Source organism: Leifsonia sp. NPDC058230 (genome assembly GCF_042882245.1).
Classification (GTDB): Bacteria; Actinomycetota; Actinomycetes; order Actinomycetales; family Microbacteriaceae; genus Leifsonia.
The window spans coordinates 773,538-797,675 of the sequence record NZ_JBHVWM010000001.1 but is presented as its reverse complement, the minus strand read 5'-3'; the positions used below and the strand labels follow the sequence as shown (position 1 = coordinate 797,675).

Sequence of the window (24,138 nt, the reverse complement as noted above, 5' to 3'; positions counted from 1 at the left end):
ACGCATCCGATTACCGGCCGCTTTTGAAGGCCCAACACAAAACTCGCGAATCCCTCCTCCCCGTCACCTCATCGGTCGGATAATCCGACAGCTCACGGGAAGCCGAAACCGGCGGCAGTGGATTCCAGCATCATCACAAAGGACTTCATCCCATGTCTCTCGCAACCATCGACACCGATTTCGCCCCCACTCGCCGACTCTCCGCCGCACCGGCTTCGACCGCCGCCCCGGCCTCGGCCCCCGCGCCGGCACAGCCTGCCGCCGCATCCCCCGCCCCGCAGATCCGCGCCGTTCCGAGCGGCACCGAGGCCCGCGGCTTCGTGCTCTACGTCGGAATCGACGAGGCGAAGGCCGCCGCGGCGGGCACCGACCTCGGTCGCATCGTCGAGGCCCTCAAGCGCCTCACCGCCGAGATCGCTCCCTCGGCCGAGACGTACGCCGCGGTCGCCCTCGCCCCGGAAGGCGCCGGTGGACGCGACGTGGATGTGGTGCGCCTCGCTCTGCAGGACCCGGCCGCCATCGCCAAGCACCGTCACTCCGGAGCCGTCGAAGAGGACGAGGACCGCGCATCCGGTGGCGTCGTCGTCGACATCTCGCGCAAGCGCCTCCTGCTCGACAACCAGACCGCGGCGCTCACCTACAAGGAGTTCGAGCTCCTCCAGTACCTGGTGCTGCGCGAGGGACGCACGATCGAGCGCGCCGAGCTGATCAGTTCGCTGTGGGGCGCCGCCGACGACGAGGTGCCGAACGAGCGGACCATCGACGTTCACGTTCGCCGGCTGCGCGCCAAGCTCGGCCGCTACGAGGACATCGTGCGCACCGTGCGCGGCGTCGGCTACCGGTTCGACCGCCACGCCGACGTCTCCATCCGGCACGCCAGCGCCCCCTCGCCCGACCTCTTCTAAGCCCCCGCGCTCTAAGCTCCCGCGACACCAACGCGATCGAGTCCAGCCTCAATCCCCTTAAGACCTCTGTCTCAGGGTGATTAAGACTGGACTCGATTGCGTTTTCGGCGGACCGCGCGGGTTGGGCGGGTCGCGCGACTAGGCGGAGCGCTGGTAGGCGCGGAAGGCGCTCGTGGCGAGCGTCGCCATGACGACCGTCAGCGCAGCGAGCAGTCCGACGTGGCCCCAGAGGGATGCCCAGTCCGGGTTCGCGCTCAGAGCCTCCCGCCCCACGACGACCGCCCACTCGAACGGGTTGTACGCAGCGACGTTCTGCACCCACTCCGGCGAGAGTTTCGTGTTCATGATCGCCGAACTGAGGAACATGAGCGGGAGCGTGATGATCTGCGAGATCCCGATCAGCGCGGTCTGATCACGGGCGAGCAGTGCCACCGCGTTCGACAGCGAGCAGAAGACCGCGGTCAGAAGCACGACGGCGAGCAGGAGCAGAACGATGCCGACGAAGCCCCCCTCGAAGCGCGCTCCCGCCCAGAAGGCGATCCCGATCACGACCAGTGACTGGCAGATGGCGAGGATCGACTGGTACACGAGCGACGACACGATCAGGGCGCCGCGGTTGGTCGGCGAGGTGAGGAAGCGATCCATCACCCCTCGCTGCATGTCCTGGATGTAGACCGTGCCCGACCACGCGCTTCCGAACAGGGCCATCATCATCACGATGCCGGGCGTCAGGAACTCCAGGTAGCTCTGGCCGTTGCCGAAGCCCGGGATCTGGACGACCGCCTTGAACAGCTGCCCGAAGAGCAGCAACCAGATGATCGGCTGGATGAGGTTCATCACCAGGAAGGCCGGCATCCGCCAGGCCGCACGCAGCTGCCGACCCGTGAGGATGGCCGTGTGCGTGAAGAAGGTCGGTGCCGAGATGCGAGCCGGGATGCTCTGCGATGCGATGGCGGTCATGATGCGTTCTCCAGTGCGTAGTTCTCCTGAGCCTTGCCGAGGGTGCGGCCGGTGTGCCGCAGGTACACGTCGTCCAGGCTCGGCCGGGCGACGGTGGCCGAGGCGACGGTGATCGCCGCGGCGTCGAGGGCGGCGAGCGCCAGCGGGAGCGTCGCCGCGCCGTTGTCGGCCCGGGCACGCAGAGTGTGGCCGTCTCCGCCGACCTCGCGCAGCGCATCCACTCGGCTCAGCGCTTCGAGGGCGGCGAAGGGGTCGCTGTCGGCCGTGAGCTCGACGATCACGGCGTCGCCGCGCAGGTCGTTCTTCAGCTCTTCGGGGGTTCCGCCGGCTACGACCGTTCCGTGGTCGACGATGGCGAGTCTCTTGGCGAGCCTGTCGGCCTCTTCGAGGTAGTGCGTCGTCAGCAGCACGGTCATGTTCTCGGCGGCGGTCATCCGCTCGATCTCCGCCCACAGCTCCGCACGCGCCTCCGGATCGAGGCCCGTGGTCGGCTCGTCGAGGAACAGCACGGTCGGCCGGTGCATCAGGCCGATGGCCACGTCGAGTTTGCGGGCCATTCCGCCCGAGTACGTCTTCACCTGCCGCGCGGCATGCTCGGTGAGGCTGAACCGGTCGAGCAGCTCCGCGGCACGGGCGTGCGCATCCCGTGCGCTCAGACCCTGCAGCCTCCCGGCGAGCACGAGGTTCTCGACCCCGGTGTCCATCGGATCGGCGACCGACTTCTGCGCGACGAACCCGATCGAGCGCCGCACGCGGGCCGGATTGCGGGTCACGTCGATCCCGGCCACGAACGCCGTGCCCGAGTCGGCCCGGGCGAGCGTGGAGAGGATCTTGATGGTGGTGGACTTGCCGGCGCCGTTCGGCCCGAGCAGGCCGAAGACGGTTCCGGTCTCGGCAGCGAAGCTGAGTCCGTCGAGGGCGCGGACGGGCGTCTTGCCCCGGCCGGCCTTGTAGGTCTTGACGAGGTTCTCGGCGGCGAGCGCCGACTCCCCCGTGTATTGTGCAGCCACGGTGGCTCCCTTTCTGATTTCGGAGAATGCCGTCCGTGAAGATCTGCGCGGTACCATACAAGGGACCCTCGGTGACTGTTGACGCAGGTTCCTCACGGAACGACTGGGGTTTCGATGGCCGGAGAGTTGCCGCTCTCCGGTCATCATTCTGTTTCGGTGTCTCTGTGTTGCGGTTCTCACTGTCCCAGCAGGTCGGCCACCTCCTGTCCGAAGTCGCCGGCCGACACCATCGTGTTGATGTCGGCCATGCTGAGACCCTGGGCGAGCAGCGCGTGCAGCTGCTCCCACATCTCGAAACCCTCGATCGACCGGTTGCGGATGCGCTCGGCCAGCTGACCGAGGTGCGCCCGCTCGGCCACGAGCATCGCGGTCTTGTAGTGGAACTCGACCATGAAGAGCTCGGGGACCGCGGCGGCCTCGCCCGTCAGCTGCTTCCCTCGCGAGGCGATCTCGGCGTCGAGTCGCTCCACCCGCTTCTCCAGCAGCTCGACCACCGTCGCCGGCGGGAGCATGGCCATGAGCGACAGGCCGGTCTCGATGGCCGGGTACTCCTTCGCGGGAGTGTCGATGAGCTCGCGCAGCCACTCGTCTGCCTCGCGGCGGCCCGCATCCGTGATCTCGTAGACGACACGCTCGGGCCGGTTGCCCTCCCGCTCGGTCTGAGCGACCGCGATGAGGCCGTTCTTCTCGAGCGACTTGATCACCGAGTAGAGCGAGCCGAAGTTGAGGCGGATGCTGTCTTCCTTGCCGCGCTCGCGCATGGAGGTGGTCATCTCGTACGGGTACATCGGCCGTTCCCACAGGCACGACAGCACGGCTAGGGCCAATGGGTTCGACACCGGTCTCTTGGACATACTCACCTCCGAATACTCGACTCAGAGTATTCGAGTTCGAGTGAAATGTCCAGCGCCGCATCCCCGCGATCGACGAGAAATTGGCACATAGAAAACTCGCAGCAAAAATAACGAACAGGTAACTAGCGGCCGTTACCTCTTCGTTATATAGTTCAAGAGCGTTAGTTGTTTGCTGTGGCAGCCAACGCGGAATGTGATTGCAGGACACTCTTGGTGCAAGGGAGAGGGCCGGCCGCTAGCCTCTGCGGCCGGCCCTCAATCTGTTTAACCGTGGTGGCACTGATGACCGTGTCAGCCGGTGGTGGGATGATGCGAATGCATGCGTCGATAAGGCATGCGTGGACACACCACGAGGAGGCCCGGGATGCCTACGCAAGAGCGAGTGAAGGCGCGAACGAACGCCGTGAGCGCCTGGGAATCGCTTTTCCGTGCCCAGGTGGCGGTCATGCGAACACTGGCGGCGGAGTTCCCGACCAGGGACATCTCGTTCAACGAGTACGACGTGCTGTTCAACCTGTCACGTCAGCCGAACCGCGAGCTGAGGATGCGCGACCTCAACAAGCACGTGCTGCTCACCCAGCCGAGCGTGAGCAGGCTGATCGACCGGCTCGTCTCGCGTGGTCTGGTCGCCAAGTGCCCTGAGCCCTCGGATGCGCGCGGAACGATCATCCGCCTCACCGACGAGGGTTACGACATGTTCCGTCGCGTCGCCGTCGAGCACATGAAGACGATCACCGAACGGGTCGGCGGCCGGCTCGACCAGGAGGAGCTCGAACAGCTGGCGCAGCTGTGCGACAAACTCCGCGGCGGGGCCTGACCCGGCGCTGTCCACGGCATCCGGTTCTCCGCATTTAAGCGCACGGAAGGGGTTGGCCCCTCACATTCGCCGCGTATCATGACGCCATGAACGGTTCCGCGAGCAGGCGCTGGACGTGGGCACCGGCGCTGATCGGGTTCGTCGCCCTGAGCGCCGTCGCGGGCGTGCTCGCGGCAGCGGCGGTCACTCCGGCGGTCGCCCTCACCGGCTCGGCCGCCGACTCCACCATCGGCGTGTTCGACGGGCTCCCGGAGTACATCAAGGTCGAGCCGCTCGCGCAGGCCTCGACGATGTACGCCACCTCGAACGGCCAGCAGATCCCGATCGCGACCTTCTATTCGCAGAACCGTGAAGAGGTCGGCTGGAACGATATCGCCCAGACCCTGAAAGACGCGGCGGTGGCCACCGAAGATCCGCGGTTCTACGAGCACGGCGGCATCGATGTCACGGGCACCGTCCGCGGCGCCGTGCTGACGGCCCTGCACCGGGATGTTCAGGGCGGCTCATCGATCACGCAGCAGTACGTGAAGAACATCCTCGTGCAGCGCTGCGAGAACAAGCAGCCCGACATCACCGCGACGGCCGCCGTGCAGAAGAAGCAGCTGGCGATCTTCGCTTCGTGCTACAACGACGCGACCAAGGTCGACCCCGTGCGCAAGCTCAAAGAGATGCGCTACGCGATCGGGCTCGAGAAGGAGTACACGAAGAACCAGATCCTGCAGAGCTATCTGAACATCGCGCTGTTCGGGGGCCGGGTCTACGGCGTGCAGTCGGCCGCTTCGTACTACTTCGGAGTGCCCGCCAGTGGACTCACCCTGCCGCAGTCGGCCACCCTCGTCGCAATCCTGAACAACCCGGACAACCTGCGGATCGACAAGCCGAACGACAAGGCGAACGGCGCGGCGAACGGCTACGCCGAGACGCTGGACCGACGCAACTACGTGCTCGACCGGATGCTCGCGGCAGGCAAGATCACGACCAAAGAGCGCGACGACGCGATTGCGACCAAGATCGAGCCCAAGATCACCCCGAAGCAGAACGGCTGCATGACGGCGCAGCAGTACAACGCCGCCTTCTTCTGCGACTTCGTCGAGCGCACCATCGAGCAGAACGCGATCTTCGGCGCGACCGACGACGACCGCACGGCCTTCCTCAGCCGCGGCGGTCTCAAGATCTACACGACGCTCAACCTCGATCTGCAGAACACCGCTCAGCAGGCGCTCAGCGCCTACATCCCGCCCACGAGCCCGAGGCTCAATCTCGGCGCTTCGAACGTCTCGGTCGAAGTGGGCACGGGCCGGGTGATCACGATGGTGCAGAACAGGCCATACGACAACACCGCCGAACCGGCGCCGGGCACGACGGCCGTCAACTACAACACCGACTATGAATACGGCGGTTCGGAAGGGTTCCAGACCGGCTCCGCATACAAGGCGTTCGACCTGCTCCAGTGGCTGCAGGAAGGCCACTCCCTGAACGAATCGGTCGACGGATCGATGCACCTGTTCCCGCAGACGATGTTCCACTCGAGCGCGCCATGCCGAGACATCGGAGGAGCCCCCTGGCCGGTCGCCAACGACGAGGGCGAGTCGGCGGGGAACACCAGCGTCATGACCGCCACCGCCCAGTCGATCAACTCGGTCTTCGCGATGATGGGCACGAAGGTCGACCTCTGCGGCATCAAGCAGCGCGCGCAGGACCTGCTGGTGCACGGTGCCGATGAAGCCCAGAATCCGTTCCGCGCGAACCCGTCGGCCGTGCTGGGCACGAACTACATCGCACCGCTCACCATGGCGACCGCGTACGCCGGCATCGCGAACAACGGCGTCGCCTGCAGCGCGATCGCCATCGACAAGGTCGTCGACGCCGAGGGAGCCGAGCACGCCGTACCGAAGAGCGAGTGCTCGACGACTCCGATCGATCCGGGGGTGGCGGCGGGTGCCATCTACGCTCTGCAGGGCGTGCTCCGTGGTGGCGGAACAGCGGCATCTGCGAACCCGGGCGACGGCATCCCGATCTTCGGCAAGACCGGAACGACGGACGGCTCGGTGTCGAACTGGCTCGTCACCTCCACGACCAAGACGGCGCAGGCCACCTGGGTCGGCAATGTGGTGGGATCCGTTGCGCTTCGGAGACAGTCCTTCCAGGGCGTCGGCGGAGGCAATGTGAAGTTCGCCATCGTCAAGCCGATCGTTCGCGCCCTCAACGCCGCATACGGCGGTGACGCGTTCGCGGCTCCGGCCGGCAAGTACACCAAGGCGCCGACGCCACCGCCGGCAGCGACCCCAGCGCCCGGGCCCGCCCAGCCGCCCCAGCCTGATCCCGGCAATGCGGGAAACGGCGACAACAACGGCCGCGGGAACGGCGGCGGAGACGGCGGTCGCGGCGGACGGGGATGACCTTCGCGACCGTGATGGAACGAATACCGGGATGCGGGCTCAAATAGCTCCAAATACAAGCAACGGGTTCGGCACCTCGCCTATTGTTGTCTCGTGGGACGCACACCAGACCCAACTCGGAAGCCCGAGCTCCTCGGTCGCATCATGGACCATGTCGCGACCGAACCCCTCTCGAGAATGACCTTCCGGAGTCTCGCGAACGCACTCGGGGTGAGCACGTACTCGTTCGTCTACCATTTCGGCTCGCGCCAGGAGATGATCGACGCCATCCTCGAAGAGGGCGTGCGACTGCAGCAGGAATCCATCGCCGGCGTCGACGTGAACTCGTTCGATCGCGACCAGTTCGCCGCCTGGTACAAAGAGGCGTTCCGGCACTCGCTGCGCGAGACCAACCGCACGGGGCTGCGCCTGCAGTTCGAGGCCGGCGCGCTCGAGCCCATCGATCCGGACATCGGCAAGCGGATCACCACCTCCTTCTCCGAATGGCTCGACATCGTCGACGAGTGGCTCGAGACGCGGGGGCTGGATACGGACCGTGCGAGCATCCTGTCGCACTGGCTCGTAGACACCGCGGCCGGCCTGCACTTCGGATTCCTCCTCACGGGGGACGAAGACACGACGGTCGCAGCCTTCGACGTGTTCCTCGGTGCTTTTCTGCGCGAAGCCTTCGGCGACTAGCGGGCGGCGACCCAGCCGCGCTCGGCGACCGTTCGCACGCCCTCGAGCATCGCCACCCACACCGACCGCGAGTGCTGTGCCGCCTCAGCCGTCGGGTTGTTGTCCTGGTCCAGTGTGACGTGCGTTCCCCGCCGGATCTCGTCGAGCTCGAATCGCAGCGTGTGGTAGTTCTCGGGGATGTCGGGCTGTCCGCTGAGCGGACTGAAATGCGTCAGCACGATCCGGGACGGCTGTTCCAGCTCGATGACGACACCGTGGTCTTCGAAGGGCTTGCCCTCGTAGGTTCCGCGCCAGAAGATCCGGCTGCCCAGTCGCCAGTCCGATTCGATCTCCGCACCGAACAAGATCTCCGGATGCGAGCCGTTCGACGCAAGCACCCGCCACACGGCCTCCCTCGGCGCAGCGACATCCACCTCCGCACGCGCAACATAGCTGCCCATGATCGCCTCCTCACCCGTGGCCTCGCGCCCCATCACACACCCACGCCGCCCAGAGCACAATGGGCAATCCCGGCGATCAGCGCGAGATGACGAGTGCCTGCCAGGGTGCGAGGTGTCCTTCGCCGATGGCAGGAGCGCCCGGCAGGTTGGTGAGGACGAGGCGCGCATCCACCCACTCGGCAGCGTCAGGAAGCCCGTATTCGGCGGGCTCGCCGGTCAGATTCACGAGAACGAGCAGGCTGCGATCCCCGAGGGTGCGCGTGTAGGCGAAGATCTGGGGATGCTCAGGCAGCACCATTTCGAAAGAGCCTTCCGAGATGGCCGGCTCGCGGTGGCGGAGGTCGATCAGGGCTCTGTAATACGCGAGGACAGAGGAGGGGTCGTCGCGCTGTGCAGCCGCGTTGATCTCCGTGTAATTGGGGTTCGCCTGGATCCACGGGGTCGCGGTCGTGAAGCCCGCGTTCGCATCCGTCGACCATTGCACCGGGGTGCGGGCGTTGTCGCGGCTGGTGCGGCGCAGGGCGGCGAGCACCTGAGCCGGAGAGGCGCCGAGAACGTCGACGGCCTCGGAGTAGTGGTTGAGGGTCTCGATGTCGCGGAAGTCGGAGATCCCCTGGAAGGGGACGTTCGTCATCCCGAGCTCCTCGCCCTGGTAGATGTACGGGGTTCCGCGCTGCAGATGGAGCACGGTGGCGAGGGCGGTCGCCGACTGGTGGCGAGCCGCGCCGTCGTCCCCGAAACGGCTGACCACCCGGGGCTGGTCGTGGTTGTTCCAGTAGAGGCTGTTCCAGCCGGCGGCGGCCAGCCCCTTCTGCCATTTGCCGAACGACCGCTTCAGGTCGAGCACGCTCGCGTCGCGGTGATCCCACTTGCCGCCGGGGCCGTGGTCGAGGTCCACGTGCTCGAACTGGAAGACCATGTCGAGTTCGGCACGATCCTGGTCGGTGAAGAGCTGCGCATCCTCGACCGTGACGCCCGGCATCTCGCCGACGGTGAGGTAGCGGTCCTCGCGGCCGGCGAAGACGCGGTCGTGCATCTCATGGAGGAACTCGTGGATGCGCGGGCCCTGGCCGAAATACGGGTAGCCATCGCCGAAGAGGTGACCGGGCACGACCTCGACGTCGGGCAGGGACGGGACCTTCGAGATGAAATTGATCACGTCCATCCGGAAGCCGTCGACGCCGCGGTCGAGCCACCAGTTCATCATCGCGTAGACCGCATCGCGAACCTCGGGGTTCTCCCAGTTGAGGTCGGGCTGCTTGGGCGAGAAGAGGTGCAGGTAGTACTCGCCCGAGGCGGGGTCGAGCTTCCACGCCGATCCGGAGAAGAAGGAACCCCAGTTGTTCGGCTCGGCGCCGTGCGCGCCGGGGGCGATCCCGGCACGTGGCGACCGCCACCAGTACCAGTCGCGCTTGGGGTTCTGCGTGCTGCTCGCCGACTCGACGAACCACGGATGCTCGTCGGAGGTGTGGTTGACGACCAGGTCCATGACGAGTTTCATGCCGCGGGCGTGGAGCCCCGCGAGCAGTTCGTCGAAGTCGTCGAAGGTTCCGAACAGCGGGTCGATCGCCTGGTAATCGCTGATGTCGTAGCCGTTGTCGTCGTGCGGGGAGGCGTAGATCGGCGACAGCCAGACCACATCGACGCCGAGATCCTCCAGGTGGTCGAGGTGCTCGATGATGCCCCTCAGGTCGCCGATGCCGTCACCGTTGGAGTCCGCGAAGCTCCGCGGGTAGATCTGGTAGACGACCGCCGAGTGCCACCACTTGTCGCTCATCGCCTCAGACTACCTACTCGTTCAGCGAAGCCCAGCCGGTAGCCTGAACGAATGATCGAGGCGCCGCAGACAGCGAAGAAACCGACGGAGCGCGTGCAGCACGGAGACGTCTACATCGACGACTACGAGTGGCTGCGGGAGAAGGACGACCCGGCGGTGCTCGCCCATCTGGCGGAGGAGAACGCATACACGGGCGCCCGAACCGAGCACCTGTCGATGCTGCGCGAGCAGATCTTCGAGGAGATCAAGGAGCGCACCCGCGAGACCGACCTGAGCGTTCCGACGCGCGAGGGCGACTGGTGGTACTACACGCGCACGGTCGAGGGACAGCAGTACGGCATCCACTGCCGCGCGCCGATCTCGGGCCCCGACGACTGGGAGCCGCCCGCACTCGACGAGGAGGCGCAGCGCAACGGTCTGCCCGGCGAACAGATCCTGCTCGATGACAACGTCGAGGCCGCTGGGCTCGACTTCTACTCGCTGGGAAGCTTCGACGTGAGCGCAGACGGCACCCGCCTGCTGTGGGCGGTCGACACCGAAGGCGACGAGCGGTACACGATCCGCATCCGCTCTCTGGTTGACGACGGGGTCACCTTCCCCGACGAGATCTCCGGGACCGCGGGCGGTGCCCTGTTCGACCAGAGCGGCCGGTACGTCTTCTACACGACCGTCGACGACGCGTGGCGTCCCGACACGGTCTGGCGGCATCCTGTCGGCGTCGGTCCCGCGGTGGAGTCCGACGGCTCCCGCACCGACGTGAAGGTGTTCACCGAGCCGGATGAGCGGTACTGGGTCGGCGTCGGACTCACACGCAGCCGCCGTTACCTGGTCATCGAGGCGGGGTCGAGCATCACCAGCGAGGCGTGGATCCTGGACTCGGGCGACCCGACGGGCGAGTTCACGGTCGTCTGGCCGCGCAAGGAAGGCGTCGAATACGACATCGACCACGTCGTCGTGGCCGGTGCCGACCGTCTGCTGATCGTGCACAACGACGGGGCGATCAACTTCGAGCTCGTGAGCGTCTCCGCGAACGATCCGCAGGGACGCCGCCGCACGCTGCTCCCGCACAATCCCGAGGTGCGCATCGAGGGGGTGGATGCGTTCCGCGACTTCGTGGCCGTCGAGTACCGGCGCGACGGCCTCACCCGTGTGGCGGTCGCCTGCGTGCCCGAGGAGAACTCGTCCGGTGACGACACCCTGCACGAGCTGCACTTCGACGAGCCGATCTTCACGGTGGGCGTCGCCGGCAACCCCGAGTGGACCCAGCCGACGCTGCGTCTCGGCTACGGGAGCTTCGTCACGCCGTCGACCGTCTTCGACTACGACGTGCGCACGCGCGAGCTGACGGTGCGCAAGAGGCAGGCCGTGCTCGGCGAGTTCGACCCCGAGTTGTTCGAGCAGCGGAGGGAGTGGGCCACCGCCAAGGACGGCACGCGCATCCCGATCTCGCTCGTGTATCGCCGCGACCTGGTCACGCCTGGGGAGCCGGCGCCGCTCGTGCTGTACGGCTACGGGTCGTACGAGGCCAGCATGGATCCGTCGTTCGGCATCCCGAGGCTCAGCCTGCTCGACCGGGGAATCGTGTTCGCGATCGCCCACGTGCGCGGGGGCGGGGAGCTCGGCCGGCTCTGGTACGAGAACGGGAAGAAGCTGCACAAGAAGAACACGTTCACCGACTTCGTCGAGAGCGCCCGGCACCTGATCGACACGGGTTGGACCTCCCCCGACCGGCTGGCAGCGCAGGGCGGCAGCGCGGGCGGGCTGCTGATGGGCGCCGTCGCGAACCTGGCGCCGCGGTACTTCGCCGGGATCCTCGCCGAGGTGCCGTTCGTCGACCCGCTCACGAGCATCCTGGACCCGTCGCTGCCGCTGACGGTGATCGAGTGGGACGAGTGGGGCGACCCGCTGCACGACCCCGAGGTGTACGCGTACATGAAGTCGTACTCGCCGCTCGAGAACGTGCACGAGACGCACTACCCGCGCATCCTCGCGGTCACGAGCCTCAATGACACCCGCGTGCTGTACGTCGAGCCGGCGAAGTGGGTGGCGAAGCTGCGCGAGGTGGGCGCGGATGCGCTGCTCAAGGTCGAGATGGCGGCAGGCCACGGCGGTGTCTCGGGCCGCTATTCCGCCTGGCGGGAGCGGGCGTTCTCGTACGCCTGGCTCGTCGACGCGGTCGGCGCGCATCCCACCGGGGAGTAAACGCGGTCGAGTCAGCCGAGGTCGTCGGGGTCTCGGCCGGTGCGTTCGCCGGAGTCGAGGGTGGCGATGGCGTCGAGGTCGGCCTTGTCGAGGGTGAACGAGAACACGTCGAGGTTCTGACGGATGCGCTCGGGCGTCACCGACTTCGGGATGACGACGTTGCCGAGCTGCAGCTGCCAGCGGATCACCACCTGAGCGGGCGAGACGCCGTGCTTCGCGGCGAGCGCGTCGAGCGTGGGGTCGCCGAGGATCCTGCCGCGCGCGAGCGGCGACCAGGCCTCGGTGACGATCCCGTGCTCGGCGCCGTACGCGCGCACCTCGTTCTGCGGCAGCCAGGGATGCAGTTCCACCTGGTTCACAGCAGGCACGGTGTCGGTCTCCCGGGCGAGCCGCTCAAGGTGGTGGATGTGGAAATTCGCGACGCCGATGGAACGCGCTCGACCCTCGTCGCGAATCCGTTCGAGCGCCCGCCAGGTCTCGACGTACTTGTCGTTCTTCGGGGCCGGCCAGTGGATGAGGAACAGGTCGACGACGTCGAAGCCGAGCCGCTCCAGACTGGCGTCGAACGACCGGAGGGTGCTGTCGTAGCCGTTCTGATCCCACCAGACCTTGGTGGTGACGAACACGTCGTCGCGGTCGATCCCACTTCGGCGGATCCCCTCGCCGACGCCGCGTTCGTTCTCGTAGAAGCTGGCCGTGTCGATGTGCCGGTAGCCGGCGTCGAGGGCGGCGACCACCGCATCCACCGTCTCGGCATCGGGGATCTTGTACACGCCGAAGCCGAGCTGAGGGATGCGGTTGCCGTCGTTGAGCGGGACCGTGGGAATCGAGGTCATGCCTTCATTCTCGCGCGGGCGGCGGAGGGGGCGGCGGTGGCGGCGGTTGCACGGGCGGCGGATACACCTGGCCGGTGCCCGGCAACGGCTCGCCCGGGTATGGGCTGCGGGGGAACGGCTGGCCGGGATAGGGCTGAGCCGGGAACTGCGGCGGGGGCGGAGGGAGCGGCGGGCCAGGCGGGCCGGCGGGGTGGTAGGTCGGCGAGACCGGGACGACGGGCACATACTCCGGATCCTCGGCGTCGGGGCGGTCGAACCGGGCGCCGTTGGGGTTCGGCTGCAGGATTGTGAGAACGAGCAGCGCGATGCCGCCCAGGTAGGGGACGAGTGCGATCAGGATCATCCAAGCGCTCAGATTCACGTCGTGCAGGCGCCGGGCGAGCAGCGCGAGGTTGGGGATGATCGTGCCCAGCCCCCACACGCCCAGCAGTGCCGCTCCGACATAGATCCCCGGGCCCGGGATGACGCGCCCGTCGCTTGTGATGACGGCCCCGATCGCACCGCCGATGAACGTGATCATGTACAGCACGAAGACGACGACGGCCTGGATCGCCTGCCACCACCAGTACTCGCTGCGGCTGGCGCGCCCGGAGAAGCGGGCGTACTTCAGCCAGAAACGCCGGAAGGCCTCACTCAGCTGTGCGCCGTAGTACGGCGCCCAGAGCGGGATCGGACGAGTGGATGCGGAGGCTGCGGATGCGGGGTCTGCGGGAGTCACGAGAACCTCCTCGGGCACGTTCGTGCCGCTTAGCGGCCAGCCTAGTCCCGGGGTGCGCGGAAGGAACCCCGCACGCCGCTAGCATCGCAGGAGTGACCCGGCATCCGTGGAACCGTCTTCTCGCGTGGCTCGTCGACTGGGCGTGCATTCTCGGCTGGGCCGCAGTGACCGCTGCGGTCGGGGTGCCGTTGTACCTGTCGGGGGCGACGCGCGGCATCGATGCCCTCACCGTCAACCTCGTGTCGGCGGTCGTGCTGGTCGTTCCGGTGACCCTCGCGCTGGCCTGGCTCGAAAGCAGCCGCCGGCAGGCGTCCGTGGGCAAACGGCTGCGGCGGTTGCTGGTGACGGATGCGCGGTCGGGATCACGCATCCCGTTCGGCCGCGCGCTGCTCCGCAACGCCCTGAAACTGGCGCTTCCGTGGTCGATCGGGCACGCTGCCGTGATCGAGATCGTCGGCGTCGATCCTGCGGCGCAGGTTCCGGCGGGCGTCTGGGTACTCACCGCCGTGGCCTATCTGCTGCCGATCTGGTACATCGTCAGCCTCTTCGTCGGAAGCGGGCGCACACCGTACGACCGGCTCGCGCGCACCCGGGTCGAGCTCGGCTGAGCCGGCGGCACGGCTGAGTCCAACCCGTTCTCGCCGCCTCGGGGTTCCGGCGGGCTCCCTCGCAGCGTAAAGGTGGAGTGACGACAAGGGAGAAGAGATGGCACTGCAAGGGAAGAAGGTCGCGTTCGTCGTGGCCAAGGAGGGCATCGAGCAGGCGGAGCTGGTCGAACCGTGGAACGCGCTGCGCGAATCCGGTGCGCAGCCGATCCTGGTCTCAGAGAACCGGGGGCAGGTTCAGGCGTTCGACCACCTCGACAAGGCCGACCTGTTCGATGTGGATGTGACGCTCGCCGACGCGTCCGCAGCCGACTTCGACGCCCTGATGCTGCCCGGCGGTGTGGCCAACGGCGACGAGGTGCGAACACTGCCGGCTGCGGTGGCCCTGGTCAGAGCCTTTGCGGACGCGGGCAAGCCGATCGGCGTCATCTGCCACGGCGGCTGGGTGCTGATCGAGGCCGGGGTCGTGAAGGGCCGCATGCTCACCAGCTGGCCCAGCCTCGCGACCGACTACCGCAACGCCGGCGCCAACTGGGTCGATGAGCAGGTCGTCGTCGACGACGGGAGCTTCACCCTCGTCTCGTCCCGCAAACCCGCCGACCTGCGCGCGTTCAACCGGGAGTTCCTGGACGCCGTCTCCGGAGAGGTCCAGTAGTCCGGACCGTTCGTACCCCGCAGCACTCAGAGGGCCACCGTTCGGAACCCCGTGTTCGCCATCGACGAGTCGGGGGTGTTCGACGACCGCGCCGAGTTGCGGTACCGATTGCAGTAGGAGTCGTGGCAGAGGAACGATCCGCCGCGCATCACCCGCGCATCACCACGCACGGGGCCGCGGGGATCCTCCGCCGGCGACCCGGCGTAGAAGCCGGGGTCGTACCAGTCGGCGCACCATTCCCAGACGTTGCCGACCGTCTGCCAGAGTCCGTAGCCGTTCGGCTCGAACGTGTGCACGGGCGACGTGGTCAGAAAGCCGTCGGCCTCGGTGTTCAATTTCGGAAACCGGCCCTGCCAGATGTTGCACCGCCATCCCTCGACGGTGTCGCCGGTGCTCGCCGCCTCCTCGCCGCCGCGCTCGTCGCCCCACGGATACCGCGCGCCGTCGAGCCCGCCCCGTGACGCGCACTCCCACTCAGCCTCGGTGGGGAGCCGCCGCCCCGCCCACGAGCAATACGCCTGCGCATCGTTCCAGCTGATGTGTGTGACCGGATGCTCGCGCAGGCCGTCGATCGACGAGTGCCGGCCGCCCGGATGCCGCCAATCGGCCCCGGCCACGCCCAGCCACCAGGGTGTCTGCGGAGGCTGTCCGAGCACATCCTCGTCGTCGGCCGCCAGCACCAGGTGGAACACCGCCGAGTAGCCGAACGTCTCCGCCTCGGTGCGGTATCCGGTGGCATCGGTGAAGCCGGCGAAGTCGGCATTGGTGACACTGGTCGTGTCGATGTCGAAAGCCGCGAGGGTCACCGGATGCGCTGGACCCTCCCCGTCGCCCCACCGGTCGTCCCCGTGCCGGTCTCCCATGATGAACGTCTGCGCGGGGATCGTGGCCTGCGGAATCGCGTGCCGCTGCTCGTTCGTGTCGTGCGCCGAGGTGGTGAGACGGATGGGCACCGGGCCGCCGGCGGGGTGCGAGTGGAGGCGATCGTGAGACCCGTCCTCCCCCAGCATCCCTCGGCCGGGAGCGCAGCAGTCGTGGCCGTCGGCGTGCGACTCGGCGTGCGGTCCTGCGTGCGGTTCGGTGTCGGCCACAAGCCCATTCTGGATTGGTGGGTGTTTCCTGGCAATGGTGCACGAAGCCTTGAGGCTCGGCCGCGATCGGAGAACCGTAGGGGCTTCTTGGGATACGCAACTGGAAGGAGAGCACATGCTCACCCTGACCGAGAACGCCAGCACGATCGTCAAGACGCTCACCGAGCAGACCCCGGAGGAGGATGCCGGACTGCGAATCAGCAGCAGCAACCCCCAGAACACCGCGTTCGCCGCGGCCGTCGCACCCGAACCCGAGCCGGCCGATCAGGTCGTGGAGGTGTCGGGCGCCCGGCTCTTCCTGGAGCCCGGTGCAGCCGTGGCGCTCGACGACAAGATCCTCGACGCGCAGGTGGATGCGAACGGCTCCGTGAGCTTCGCCATCGGCGCGCTCGCGTAGCGCCTCGCGCGCAGAACGGCCCCGCACGTCTCGACGTGCGGGGCCGTTCTTGCGTCGACTCGCAGACCCCGGGTCGCTACGCGGAGAAACCGCCGTCGCTCTTGAGCAGCTGTCCGGAGACCCAGCCGCCCTGATCCGAGACGAGAAAGGAGACGATGTCGGCCGTGTCGTCCGGCGTACCGAGCCGTCCGGTGGGCTGCCTCGCGGTGAGTTCCGCGCGCACCCCGTCCGTCATCCATCCCGTGTCGATCGGGCCCGGGTTCAGCGAGTTCGCGCGGATCCCCAGGGGGCCGAGCTCGACAGCAGCCGCGCTGACGATGCGATCGAGCGCTCCCTTGCTCGCGCCGTACGGGAGGTTGTGCGCGACATGGTCGCTGGTGAGCACGACGATCGCGCCGCCGGACTCGGGCACCTGGCGCGCGAAAGCCGCGATCATCAGCCAGGCGGCGCGGGTGTTCACCGCGAAATGCCGGTCGAAGCTCTCGATCGTGGTGTCGAGGATGCTCGAGTCCACCGATTCGGAATGGGAGAGGACGAGCGCGGTCACCGGCCCGAGTTCGCGATTCGCCTGCGCGAGCAGCGCATCCGGAGTGGCGGGATCTTCGAGATCGACCTCGATCGCCACCACTCGCCGCCCGGTCGCGCGCAGCTCGGAGGCGATGCTCTCGGGATCCGTGTCGGGCGCCCCCAGAGACTGACGCTGCTCGTACGGCCGCCAGAAGCTGAACGCGATGTCCCAGCCGTCGTGCGCGAGCCTCAGTGCGATGGCGCGGCCGATGCCGTTGCGGCGGCCGACGCCGGTGATGAGAGCTGCCTTGTTGCCCATCCGACGAGTTTGGCAGATCAATACGTCGCAGACTGGCGTACCGTTGGAGAAGAAGGGCGGGCCGATGACGACGAGTGACCGCTTCACGGCAGCGATGGAGAGCGTGAGCCTGACGAGGGTTCCCGCCTCCGATCTGTCGCGCCCGTTCGTCGAGCTCTTCCCGGTGACGGGGACGGCTGTGTCGACGATCGGCGACCTGCTCGGCAGCGAGACGGTGTCGGCGAGCGACGCGCGGGCGGCACGCCTGGACGAGTTGCAGTTCGACCTGGGGGTCGGCCCCTGCTGGGATGCGCTCCACTCGGCCGAGCCCGTTCTCGAGCCGGATCTCCGCAATCGCCCGCGACGGGTGTGGCCTGTCTTCAGCGAGACGGTCGCGCGCGACGGCATCCGGTCCCTGTTCGCGTTTCCGATGCTGGTCGGTCCCCTCAAGATCGGGGCTATCGACATGTATGCGGAAGCGCCGACCGAACTCGACGCCGAGGCGACCGGGCAGGCGACGGCCCTGGCGGGCGTCGTGGCACGGCAGATCCTTCAGCAGGCACTTGCCGAGGCCGGGAGCGAATACACGGAGGACGTCAGCAATCCCTTCTCCCGGCGCATCATCCATCAGGCCACCGGCATGGTGCTCGCCCAGCTGGGCGTCGATGCCTCGGATGCCCGACTCGTCATCCAGGGACACGCGTTCGCGGCCGGCCGCTCCATGATGGAGGTCGCGCAGGACATCCTCGAACGGCGGCTGGACTTCTCCAACCGGCAGGGAGAGATCGAGGACTCCGAATGACGGAAACGACTCGCGAACAGCGGCTCGTGCAGAGCTTCGCCAAGTTCGCCGACACCCTGGTGGCCGACTACGACGTCGTCGACCTCCTGCAGACCCTCGTCGAGACCTGCAGCAACCTGCTCGGTGTGACAGCCGCAGGCATCCTCCTGACCGACGGAGACGGGGAGCTCGAACTGGTCGCCTCGACCAGCGAGGCGAGCCGGCTGGTCGAAGTGATGCAACTCGCCGCCTGGGCGGGCCCATGCGTCGAGAGCTTCACGACCGGGCACGTCGTGCCCGTGCCCGACATCGCGGCGGCACCGGATGCGTGGCGCATGTTCAAAGACAGCGCGCGCCAGCAGGGCTTCGGCTCGGTCTACGCCATTCCCATGCGACTGCGCGAGACCACCATCGGCACGCTCAACCTGCTGCGCGAGGTGACCGGTGAGCTCCCCGAGGACGACCTCATCGCCGCACAGGCGTTCGCCGACGTCGCGACCATCGGCATCCTGCACGAGCGGAGCATCCGGGAGAGCGAATCCGTGCGCGGTCAACTGCAGAACGCCCTCAACAGCAGGATCGTGATCGAGCAGGCCAAGGGCGTGGTCGCGCAGACCCACCGGATCCCGGTCGAATCCGCATTCGACCTCATCCGGAATTTCGCGCGCAGCAACCAGCTGAGTCTGCTCAAGGTGTCCACGGAGGTCGTCGAGCGGCGGCTCATCCTCTGACCCGCCGGCCGATCAGGCCGCCGGCATCTCCAGCACGACCTTGCTGCGGGGCGACGGATGCTCGGCGAGCCGCTGCGCCTCCCACACGTTCCCGAACGGCACCGTCTCCACCGCCGGCGCCGACAGCTCGCCGGAGGCGATCCGCTCGAGCCCGGTGCTGAGCATCGCCCGGTACGCATCGCGTTGCGTCGCCACGAAAAGGGGAACGGAGCAGACGCGTTCGCGCGGATGGGACCAGCGGCGAGCGCCGGAGACCACACCACCGACCGCAGTATCGCGGCGCTCCCGCCCGGGCGTGCCGACGAACGCTGTGCGCACCAGAGTGCCCTGAGGCGCGACCGCCTCCCGGACCGAGGGCGACCCCGTGTGGTCGATCGCGCCGTCGACGCCGCCGTTCGACGCCTCCCGAACCCCCGTGGCCCAGGCGGGGTCGGCATAGTCTGCGAACGTCGCGCCGAGCCGCTCCGCTTCGGCGCGAGATCGAGCGGATGCGGTGCCGAACACCGTCAGCCCCGCCAGCGCCGCCTGCTGGGCGGCAAACGACCCCACCGCTCCGGTCACGCCCTGGATGAGCACGCTGCCGTCGCGAGGGATGCGCGCGAGCTGAAGCGCGAGGGCCGCCGTGACGAGATCGAGCGGGACGGTCGCCGCGTCCGCCGAGGGCAGCGCATCCGGAACCGCGACGAGGAGCGAGGGATCGAGCACGAGATACGTCGAGTGGGCGCCCATCCGGGGAAGACAGGCCGCCACCCGGCTGCCGGCGCGCAACCCCAGCTTGCTCGCCTGCTCGGAGCCCGTCACGATCTCCCCGACGAAGTCGTATCCCGTCGTGAAGCCGACGCGAGGCTGCAGCAGGTAGCCACCGCGGCGCGCGAGGATGTCGGTGCTGCCGACGGATGCGTGGGTCACGCGCACGAGAACCTGCCGCCCGCGCGGTCGCGGAACGGGCGAGTCCGCCAGTGCGACGAACTCGACCCCGCCGAACCCCGTCACGACCGCCTGGGTCCTCGTCGCCATGCTCAGCCCGCGCGCTGCTGCAACAGGCCGGCGCGCTCGGGGTGCCGCTCGAACCAGTCGGCGACGTACCAGCACATCGGAACGATCTTCAGCGAGGTGTTCGCTTCGATGTCGTCCACGGCGAACTCCACGAGCTGCGCGGCCAGGCCGTGCCCGCGCCGCATCGGCACCGTGAACGCACGCGTCAGCGAGATCGCGCCGCCCAGGATGCTGTAGTCGAGCACCCCCGCCAGCTCACCGTCGATGTGCATCGCGTACCGTGCCGCATCCGTCTCGTTGCCGAACTCCGTGCCCATGCGCCCATGCTACGTCCGTCGCGCCCGAATCGAAGCAGAGGTAGTGTGAAGGCGTGGGATCCCGACCCGCACCCGACGGGACTCCGCGCGCACCGCATCCGCGTGAGCCACAGCAGGCCAGCCCGCGGCGACGACCGTCGCCCGCGAATCGAGACACTGGAGCTGTTGTGACCTTCGTTCCCCCGCCCGCCACCCTCTCGCCCGCACACGAGGCCCTCCTCGGCCACGTACCCATCGGCCCGCACTCGGTGATCGAAGCCGAGACCGTCGCATACGAGCACGAAGGCCTGGCGCTCGAGGGATACCTCGCGCGCGACGTGCAGGCGGATGAGCGCAAGCCGGCCGTGCTCATCCTGCACGACTGGACCGGGGTCGGGGACAACGTGAAGATGCGCGCTCAGATGCTGGCCCGCCTCGGCTACGTCGCCTTCGCCGCCGACCTCTACGGAGCGGGCGTGCGCCCGACCGGCGAGGCCGCTGCGGCGGAAGCCGGGAAGTACTACCACGACCTTCCCCTGCTGCGCACTCGAGTCGCCGCCGGGTTCAGCTGGCTGCGCCAGCATCCCGCCGTCGACCCGGCACGTCTCGCCGTCATCGGCTACTGCTTCGGCGGAACGGCCGCCCTCGAGTTCGCGCGCACCGGGGCACCCGCCCGCGGGGTGGTCTCGTTCCACGGAGGGCTGATCACGCACGACCCGAGCGACGCCAACGCGATCGCGGCGTCGCTGCTCATCCTTACGGGAGGTTCCGACCCGTCAGTGCCTGACGAAGCCGTCGTCGCCTTCGAGGACGAGCTGCGTTCTGCGCCGCACGTCGACTGGCAGGTGACCACGTACTCCGGGGCGCCGCACGCCTTCACGATCCCGGGCGGCGAGCGCTACCGGCCCGTCGCCGACGCGCGCAGCTGGCGTGCGCTCGTGTGCTTCCTCGACGAGACCTTCGCCTGACCCGGTTCCGGATGCGGCGGGCGGCGTTTGCGGCCCGTCACCGCAGCACGCGGTAGCGCAGGTGCGTCGCGGCAGGCGTCTGCACCGCTGAGATCGGCTCCAGTTCGACGCGCACGCGCGGGCCCTCGTCGAAGAGCCTCGTTCCCTCCCCGAAGACGACCGGAACGAGGTGCACGACCAGCTCATCGACCAGTCCCGCCCTCACTGCCTCATCGACGACCCGGGCGCCGCCCACGATGGCGACATCGCGGTCGCCCGCAGCATCCTTCGCCCAGCTCACCGCCGTCTCGATCCCCTCCGTGACGAACGTGAATGTGGTCGCGCCCCGCACCAGCACGGGTTCCGAGCGATGGGTGACGACGAAAGCCGGAACCTCGAACGCCCCGTCGGGACCCCACAGGTCGATGCCGACATCGAACATCGTGCGTCCGAGCACGACGGCGCCGGTCGTGGCGAACATCCCGGCAGCCGCCTCCTCGTCGGCCGCCTCGGGCTCGCCCGCGCGTGTCGGCGGGTTCGGGATGTCCTGGTCGGCCCCCATCCCGATCCACCGGTGCAGCCGCCCACCGCCAAGCCCGAGCGGATGCGCGCGACCGACCTCCGGGCCGGCGGTCACCCCGTCCAGCGACATCGTCATGTCCACGAAGACACTCATCGTCAACCTCCCGGGCTCGGCGTCGAACCGTTCGTTGTGTTTCGTGCCTGACAGTCTGGCCCCGCTCGCCCATGCGCGGTAGCCTCCCGGCATGGAGCATCCCCTGCTGTTCGAACCCGGCGACCCCCTGGTCGATCGCGTGCGGGCCCTCTGCCTGCGGCTTCCGGAGTCGATCGAAGCGCTCTCGCACGGCCGCCCCACGTTCTTCGCCGGCAAGCGGGTGTTCGCGCTCGTCGGCAGCAGCATGGACCGCCCCAACACCCTCGTCTTCAAGCCCGACCCAGAGGAGTCCCGAGCGCTCAGACAGGACCCGCGCATCTTCATCCCGCCATACTGGGGTCCGTCCGGTTGGCTGGCGATCGACCTCGATACTCCGGCCACCGACTGGCAGGAAATCGCCGAACTGATCGAGACCTCGTACCGCCAGGTCGCCCTCAAGCGCCAATTGGCAGTCCTCGACGGCATCATGTAGGCTCTAACCCGGTCCGCGAGCGAACAGCTCCGGGTCGACGCGCCCGTAGCTCAACGGATAGAGCATCTGACTACGGATCAGAAGGTTGGGGGTTCGAATCCCTCCGGGCGCACACTGGTTGAGACAGTAGACACGGCCCCCGCTTCGGCGGGGGTTTTGTCGTTAAGCGATGTTGTTTTCACCAGCGTGCAGTCGATTGCAACCTCGATAGGCATCGCAACGCGTTGCGGTTCGTCGTCTATTCGCATGCGACTCCGTCGCCGTCCCGATCCAGTTTCCGGGAGTAGCCGGGCTCCCCGACATGCAGGGGCGCCTTGCCTGCGGCACGAACCGCGGTGCAGTTCGCGTATGACACGTCGGGGGCCGAAGGCGCGGGAGCTGGAGCGGCCGGAGCTGGGGGCGCAGGAGCCGGTACTGGCGCTGGCGCTGGCGCTGGCGCTGGACGCGCGGGTGCAGGAGCGATCGTGGGAGATGGGCCGGGGCGGGGGGCAAAGGCTGATGTGATCGCGGGCTCGCTCGAGCAGTTCGTCAGGATCCGTTTGATCGCATCATGCTCAGGCTGGGTTACCCAGAGGCCGTAGGTCGCCTTCACCGAGACCTGCCGGGCAACGTACGTGCAGCGGAAGCTCTTGTTCGATGGCAGCCAGGTGGCGGCATCGCCAGCTCCCTTCTGATTGTTCGCCGGCCCATCAACGGCGAACAGATTCATGGGGTCGTTCGCCAGCGTGATTCGCTGCGCCGGCGTCAGCTGCTGCGCGCCGGTCTCCCACGCGTTCAGGAGCGCAACAACATGGTCGATCTGCACGGCCAGGGAAGTGGTATTCCCGCGGACGAAACCGATCGTCTTCCCGGTGTATGGGTCATTGAGCGTGCCCGATGTCACCTTGCATTGTCCGGACTTCACGGAGGGCTGCAGGTCGCGGGCGAGGATGTCGTTGCGGGTGTCGCAGCCGTTGCGGTCAACGTCCAGCCATGCACTGCCGAACTGTCCGATACGGTCGTACCCGGTTTTCGGAGCGCGACCTTTTACTGGGAGGGTTTCGAGAAGTGCGAGTGCAGTCCCTTGGGTTGCGCCACTGTCGGCGATCGTGACCGAAGCGTTCTCAGCAGGTTCGGTCACCGATTCCGGCGCGTCCGGTTCCGCCGATGAGTTGCGGGCATTGGTGGAAGACGGTGTTGCCTTGACGGTCTCCCCCGGTGTGGGCGATGACGCGACGGCAACGGGAGAATCTGCTGGTTTCGGGTTGATGGCACCGTAGACCGCGCCACTCACCAGGGTGGTGGCCAGCCCTCCTGCAAGAACACCGACGGCGACTTTCCGACCCGCGATCCGGGCCCAGCTCGACCGGCCGGTCACCGCTGAATAAATTCCCGTCACCAGTGCGATGAGGCCAGCAATGATCAACCCGCCGAAGAAGCCGCTGCTCGCAAATCCGATGACGACCAGCAACCCCAGGCCAGCGATCGCCAGCCAACTCAGCGGGGTGAGCCCTTTCACCCATGCCTTCAGGCGGTGAAGAGGTGACGGGGAAGACGACGCTGATGCAGGCACAGCAGTGAGTCTCTCAGCTAACACATAGCTTTCGCGGCTCCCACTACGGGTCACACAACCCCGACGTCCCCACCTTCGGGGGCACGAACGGCGTGAATCTCGTTCACAGATGTGAAAGACTTTCAGCGTTCCGTCTGTGCGTGGAATTCGGGTTCAGCGCACCGACTATAGGGACACAGTAGGGTCCTTGCCTCTGGCGGGGCCCTCTCGGGCGGGAAGGTCTCATTGCCGGCAACGCTGTCTTCGGGTGACAACGTGACCGGCACTTCCCGCCCGACCCGCACCCGCGTGCCTCGAATCGGCAGTGTCGTACCCGTCAACAATTGACGGGTTTACGTCCTCAATATGGAGGACACACCATTCAGGCATTAGCGTGAATTCCAGACCTCGGGGGTGCAAGGCTGCGAACGTGGAGCCAACCCGAATCTGACTCAACCCGACACGGGAGCGCCTGCACCCCCTCAGGCTCTATCCGGGCACCAACCCGCCACAGCGCGTCCACAGACGACGACGGGGTCGATGGGGCAGACTGATAGCC

The 24,138-nt window shown here is 67.6% G+C and carries 25 protein-coding genes and 1 tRNA gene; 13 read left to right on the top strand and 13 right to left on the bottom strand.

Annotated features, from left to right (window positions below; all coding sequences use genetic code 11):
* Nucleotides 1–152: 152 nt before the first annotated feature.
* The gene (locus tag ACFVV0_RS04025) at nt 153–905 is read left to right on the top strand and encodes a winged helix-turn-helix domain-containing protein (RefSeq protein WP_387058544.1); all 753 of its coding nucleotides are present in this window, start codon (nt 153–155) and stop codon (nt 903–905) included.
* A gap of 138 nt (nt 906–1,043) precedes the next feature.
* Here ACFVV0_RS04025 and ACFVV0_RS04020 read toward each other — a convergent pair whose 3' ends face one another.
* From ACFVV0_RS04020 to ACFVV0_RS04010, 3 genes are all read right to left on the bottom strand, one after another.
* Nucleotides 1,044–1,865, bottom strand: a complete 822-nt coding sequence (locus ACFVV0_RS04020; RefSeq protein ID WP_387058541.1) for an ABC transporter permease — start codon at nt 1,863–1,865, stop codon at nt 1,044–1,046.
* Entirely contained in the window at nt 1,862–2,875 is a 1,014-nt protein-coding gene (locus tag ACFVV0_RS04015; RefSeq protein ID WP_387058538.1) for an ATP-binding cassette domain-containing protein, read from the bottom strand. The genes ACFVV0_RS04020 and ACFVV0_RS04015 overlap by 4 nt, the downstream gene beginning before the upstream one ends.
* Before the next feature lie 176 nt (nt 2,876–3,051).
* Entirely contained in the window at nt 3,052–3,729 is a 678-nt protein-coding gene (locus tag ACFVV0_RS04010; RefSeq protein ID WP_387058535.1) for a PadR family transcriptional regulator, read from the bottom strand.
* Nucleotides 3,730–4,093: 364 nt separating this feature from the next.
* On the opposite strand from ACFVV0_RS04010, the gene ACFVV0_RS04005 reads away from it, so the two are divergent.
* The 3 genes from ACFVV0_RS04005 (at nt 4,094) to ACFVV0_RS03995 (ending at nt 7,623) form a co-directional block, all read left to right on the top strand.
* Nucleotides 4,094–4,546 (top strand): MarR family winged helix-turn-helix transcriptional regulator, encoded by a 453-nt coding sequence (locus ACFVV0_RS04005; RefSeq protein ID WP_387058533.1) that lies wholly within the window; start codon nt 4,094–4,096, stop codon nt 4,544–4,546.
* Between the two features lie 86 nt (nt 4,547–4,632).
* Nucleotides 4,633–6,945: a transglycosylase domain-containing protein gene (locus ACFVV0_RS04000; protein ID WP_387058530.1), complete on the top strand. Its 2,313-nt coding sequence runs from the start codon at nt 4,633–4,635 to the stop codon at nt 6,943–6,945.
* A gap of 177 nt (nt 6,946–7,122) precedes the next feature.
* Nucleotides 7,123–7,623: a TetR/AcrR family transcriptional regulator gene (locus ACFVV0_RS03995; RefSeq protein ID WP_387058527.1), complete on the top strand. Its 501-nt coding sequence runs from the start codon at nt 7,123–7,125 to the stop codon at nt 7,621–7,623.
* Here the strand turns inward: ACFVV0_RS03995 and ACFVV0_RS03990 are convergent.
* Nucleotides 7,620–8,063: an SRPBCC domain-containing protein gene (locus tag ACFVV0_RS03990; protein ID WP_387058524.1), complete on the bottom strand. Its 444-nt coding sequence runs from the start codon at nt 8,061–8,063 to the stop codon at nt 7,620–7,622. The two genes, ACFVV0_RS03995 and ACFVV0_RS03990, sit on opposite strands and share 4 nt — an antisense overlap.
* Before the next feature lie 76 nt (nt 8,064–8,139).
* Complete coding sequence (locus ACFVV0_RS03985) at nt 8,140–9,840, bottom strand: alpha-glucosidase (RefSeq protein WP_387058522.1); 1,701 nt, start codon at nt 9,838–9,840, stop codon at nt 8,140–8,142.
* 51 nt (nt 9,841–9,891) lie between these two features.
* On the opposite strand from ACFVV0_RS03985, the gene ACFVV0_RS03980 reads away from it, so the two are divergent.
* On the top strand, nt 9,892–12,042 hold the full coding sequence (locus ACFVV0_RS03980; protein ID WP_387058519.1) for a S9 family peptidase: 2,151 nt from the start codon (nt 9,892–9,894) through the stop codon (nt 12,040–12,042).
* Nucleotides 12,043–12,053: 11 nt separating this feature from the next.
* Here the strand turns inward: ACFVV0_RS03980 and ACFVV0_RS03975 are convergent, their stop codons facing one another.
* Together ACFVV0_RS03975 and ACFVV0_RS03970 are read right to left on the bottom strand one after the other, a co-directional pair.
* Nucleotides 12,054–12,878, bottom strand: coding sequence for an aldo/keto reductase (locus ACFVV0_RS03975; protein WP_387058516.1), 825 nt, complete (start codon nt 12,876–12,878; stop codon nt 12,054–12,056).
* 4 nt (nt 12,879–12,882) lie between these two features.
* Complete coding sequence (locus ACFVV0_RS03970; protein WP_387058513.1) at nt 12,883–13,596, bottom strand: DUF805 domain-containing protein; 714 nt, start codon at nt 13,594–13,596, stop codon at nt 12,883–12,885.
* A gap of 92 nt (nt 13,597–13,688) precedes the next feature.
* Between ACFVV0_RS03970 and ACFVV0_RS03965 the strand changes: the two genes are divergently transcribed.
* Nucleotides 13,689–14,204: an RDD family protein gene (locus tag ACFVV0_RS03965; protein ID WP_387058510.1), complete on the top strand. Its 516-nt coding sequence runs from the start codon at nt 13,689–13,691 to the stop codon at nt 14,202–14,204.
* Between the two features lie 97 nt (nt 14,205–14,301).
* Nucleotides 14,302–14,856, top strand: coding sequence for a type 1 glutamine amidotransferase domain-containing protein (locus ACFVV0_RS03960; protein WP_387058508.1), 555 nt, complete (start codon nt 14,302–14,304; stop codon nt 14,854–14,856).
* Nucleotides 14,857–14,882: 26 nt separating this feature from the next.
* Here the strand turns inward: ACFVV0_RS03960 and ACFVV0_RS03955 are convergent, their stop codons facing one another.
* On the bottom strand, nt 14,883–15,866 hold the full coding sequence (locus tag ACFVV0_RS03955) for a formylglycine-generating enzyme family protein (protein WP_387059475.1): 984 nt from the start codon (nt 15,864–15,866) through the stop codon (nt 14,883–14,885).
* Nucleotides 15,867–16,062: 196 nt separating this feature from the next.
* Here ACFVV0_RS03955 and ACFVV0_RS03950 point away from each other — a divergent pair, with 196 nt between their 5' ends.
* A complete protein-coding gene (locus ACFVV0_RS03950) occupies nt 16,063–16,344 on the top strand; it encodes a Fe-S cluster assembly protein HesB (RefSeq protein WP_387058505.1) in 282 nt (93 codons plus the stop codon).
* Between the two features lie 76 nt (nt 16,345–16,420).
* Here the strand turns inward: ACFVV0_RS03950 and ACFVV0_RS03945 are convergent, their stop codons facing one another.
* Nucleotides 16,421–17,170, bottom strand: coding sequence for an SDR family oxidoreductase (locus tag ACFVV0_RS03945; RefSeq protein WP_387058502.1), 750 nt, complete (start codon nt 17,168–17,170; stop codon nt 16,421–16,423).
* A gap of 64 nt (nt 17,171–17,234) precedes the next feature.
* Here ACFVV0_RS03945 and ACFVV0_RS03940 point away from each other — a divergent pair, with 64 nt between their 5' ends.
* Nucleotides 17,235–17,951, top strand: coding sequence for a GAF and ANTAR domain-containing protein (locus tag ACFVV0_RS03940; protein ID WP_387058500.1), 717 nt, complete (start codon nt 17,235–17,237; stop codon nt 17,949–17,951).
* Nucleotides 17,948–18,661 (top strand): ANTAR domain-containing protein, encoded by a 714-nt coding sequence (locus ACFVV0_RS03935; RefSeq protein WP_387058498.1) that lies wholly within the window; start codon nt 17,948–17,950, stop codon nt 18,659–18,661. Before ACFVV0_RS03940 ends, ACFVV0_RS03935 begins: the two co-directional genes overlap by 4 nt.
* Nucleotides 18,662–18,673: 12 nt before the next feature.
* Here ACFVV0_RS03935 and ACFVV0_RS03930 read toward each other — a convergent pair whose 3' ends face one another.
* Both ACFVV0_RS03930 and ACFVV0_RS03925 read right to left on the bottom strand, forming a co-directional pair.
* Nucleotides 18,674–19,678, bottom strand: coding sequence for a zinc-binding dehydrogenase (locus ACFVV0_RS03930; protein ID WP_387058496.1), 1,005 nt, complete (start codon nt 19,676–19,678; stop codon nt 18,674–18,676).
* A 2-nt stretch (nt 19,679–19,680) separates the two neighbouring features.
* On the bottom strand, nt 19,681–19,974 hold the full coding sequence (locus ACFVV0_RS03925; protein WP_387058493.1) for a GNAT family N-acetyltransferase: 294 nt from the start codon (nt 19,972–19,974) through the stop codon (nt 19,681–19,683).
* 167 nt (nt 19,975–20,141) lie between these two features.
* Here ACFVV0_RS03925 and ACFVV0_RS03920 point away from each other — a divergent pair, with 167 nt between their 5' ends.
* Entirely contained in the window at nt 20,142–20,921 is a 780-nt protein-coding gene (locus ACFVV0_RS03920) for a dienelactone hydrolase family protein (RefSeq protein WP_387058490.1), read from the top strand.
* A 37-nt stretch (nt 20,922–20,958) separates the two neighbouring features.
* On the opposite strand, the gene ACFVV0_RS03915 is transcribed toward ACFVV0_RS03920, so the two are convergent.
* Nucleotides 20,959–21,576 carry a dihydrofolate reductase family protein gene (locus tag ACFVV0_RS03915; protein ID WP_387058487.1) on the bottom strand — a complete coding sequence of 206 codons (618 nt, stop codon included), beginning with the start codon at nt 21,574–21,576 and terminating at the stop codon, nt 20,959–20,961.
* Between the two features lie 91 nt (nt 21,577–21,667).
* On the opposite strand from ACFVV0_RS03915, the gene ACFVV0_RS03910 reads away from it, so the two are divergent.
* Nucleotides 21,668–22,048 (top strand): MmcQ/YjbR family DNA-binding protein, encoded by a 381-nt coding sequence (locus ACFVV0_RS03910; RefSeq protein WP_387058484.1) that lies wholly within the window; start codon nt 21,668–21,670, stop codon nt 22,046–22,048.
* A gap of 39 nt (nt 22,049–22,087) precedes the next feature.
* A tRNA-Arg gene (locus ACFVV0_RS03905) sits at nt 22,088–22,160 on the top strand.
* Between the two features lie 126 nt (nt 22,161–22,286).
* Here ACFVV0_RS03905 and ACFVV0_RS03900 read toward each other — a convergent pair.
* Nucleotides 22,287–23,546 carry an excalibur calcium-binding domain-containing protein gene (locus tag ACFVV0_RS03900; protein ID WP_387058481.1) on the bottom strand — a complete coding sequence of 420 codons (1,260 nt, stop codon included), beginning with the start codon at nt 23,544–23,546 and terminating at the stop codon, nt 22,287–22,289.
* Between the last annotated feature and the right edge of the window lie 592 nt (nt 23,547–24,138).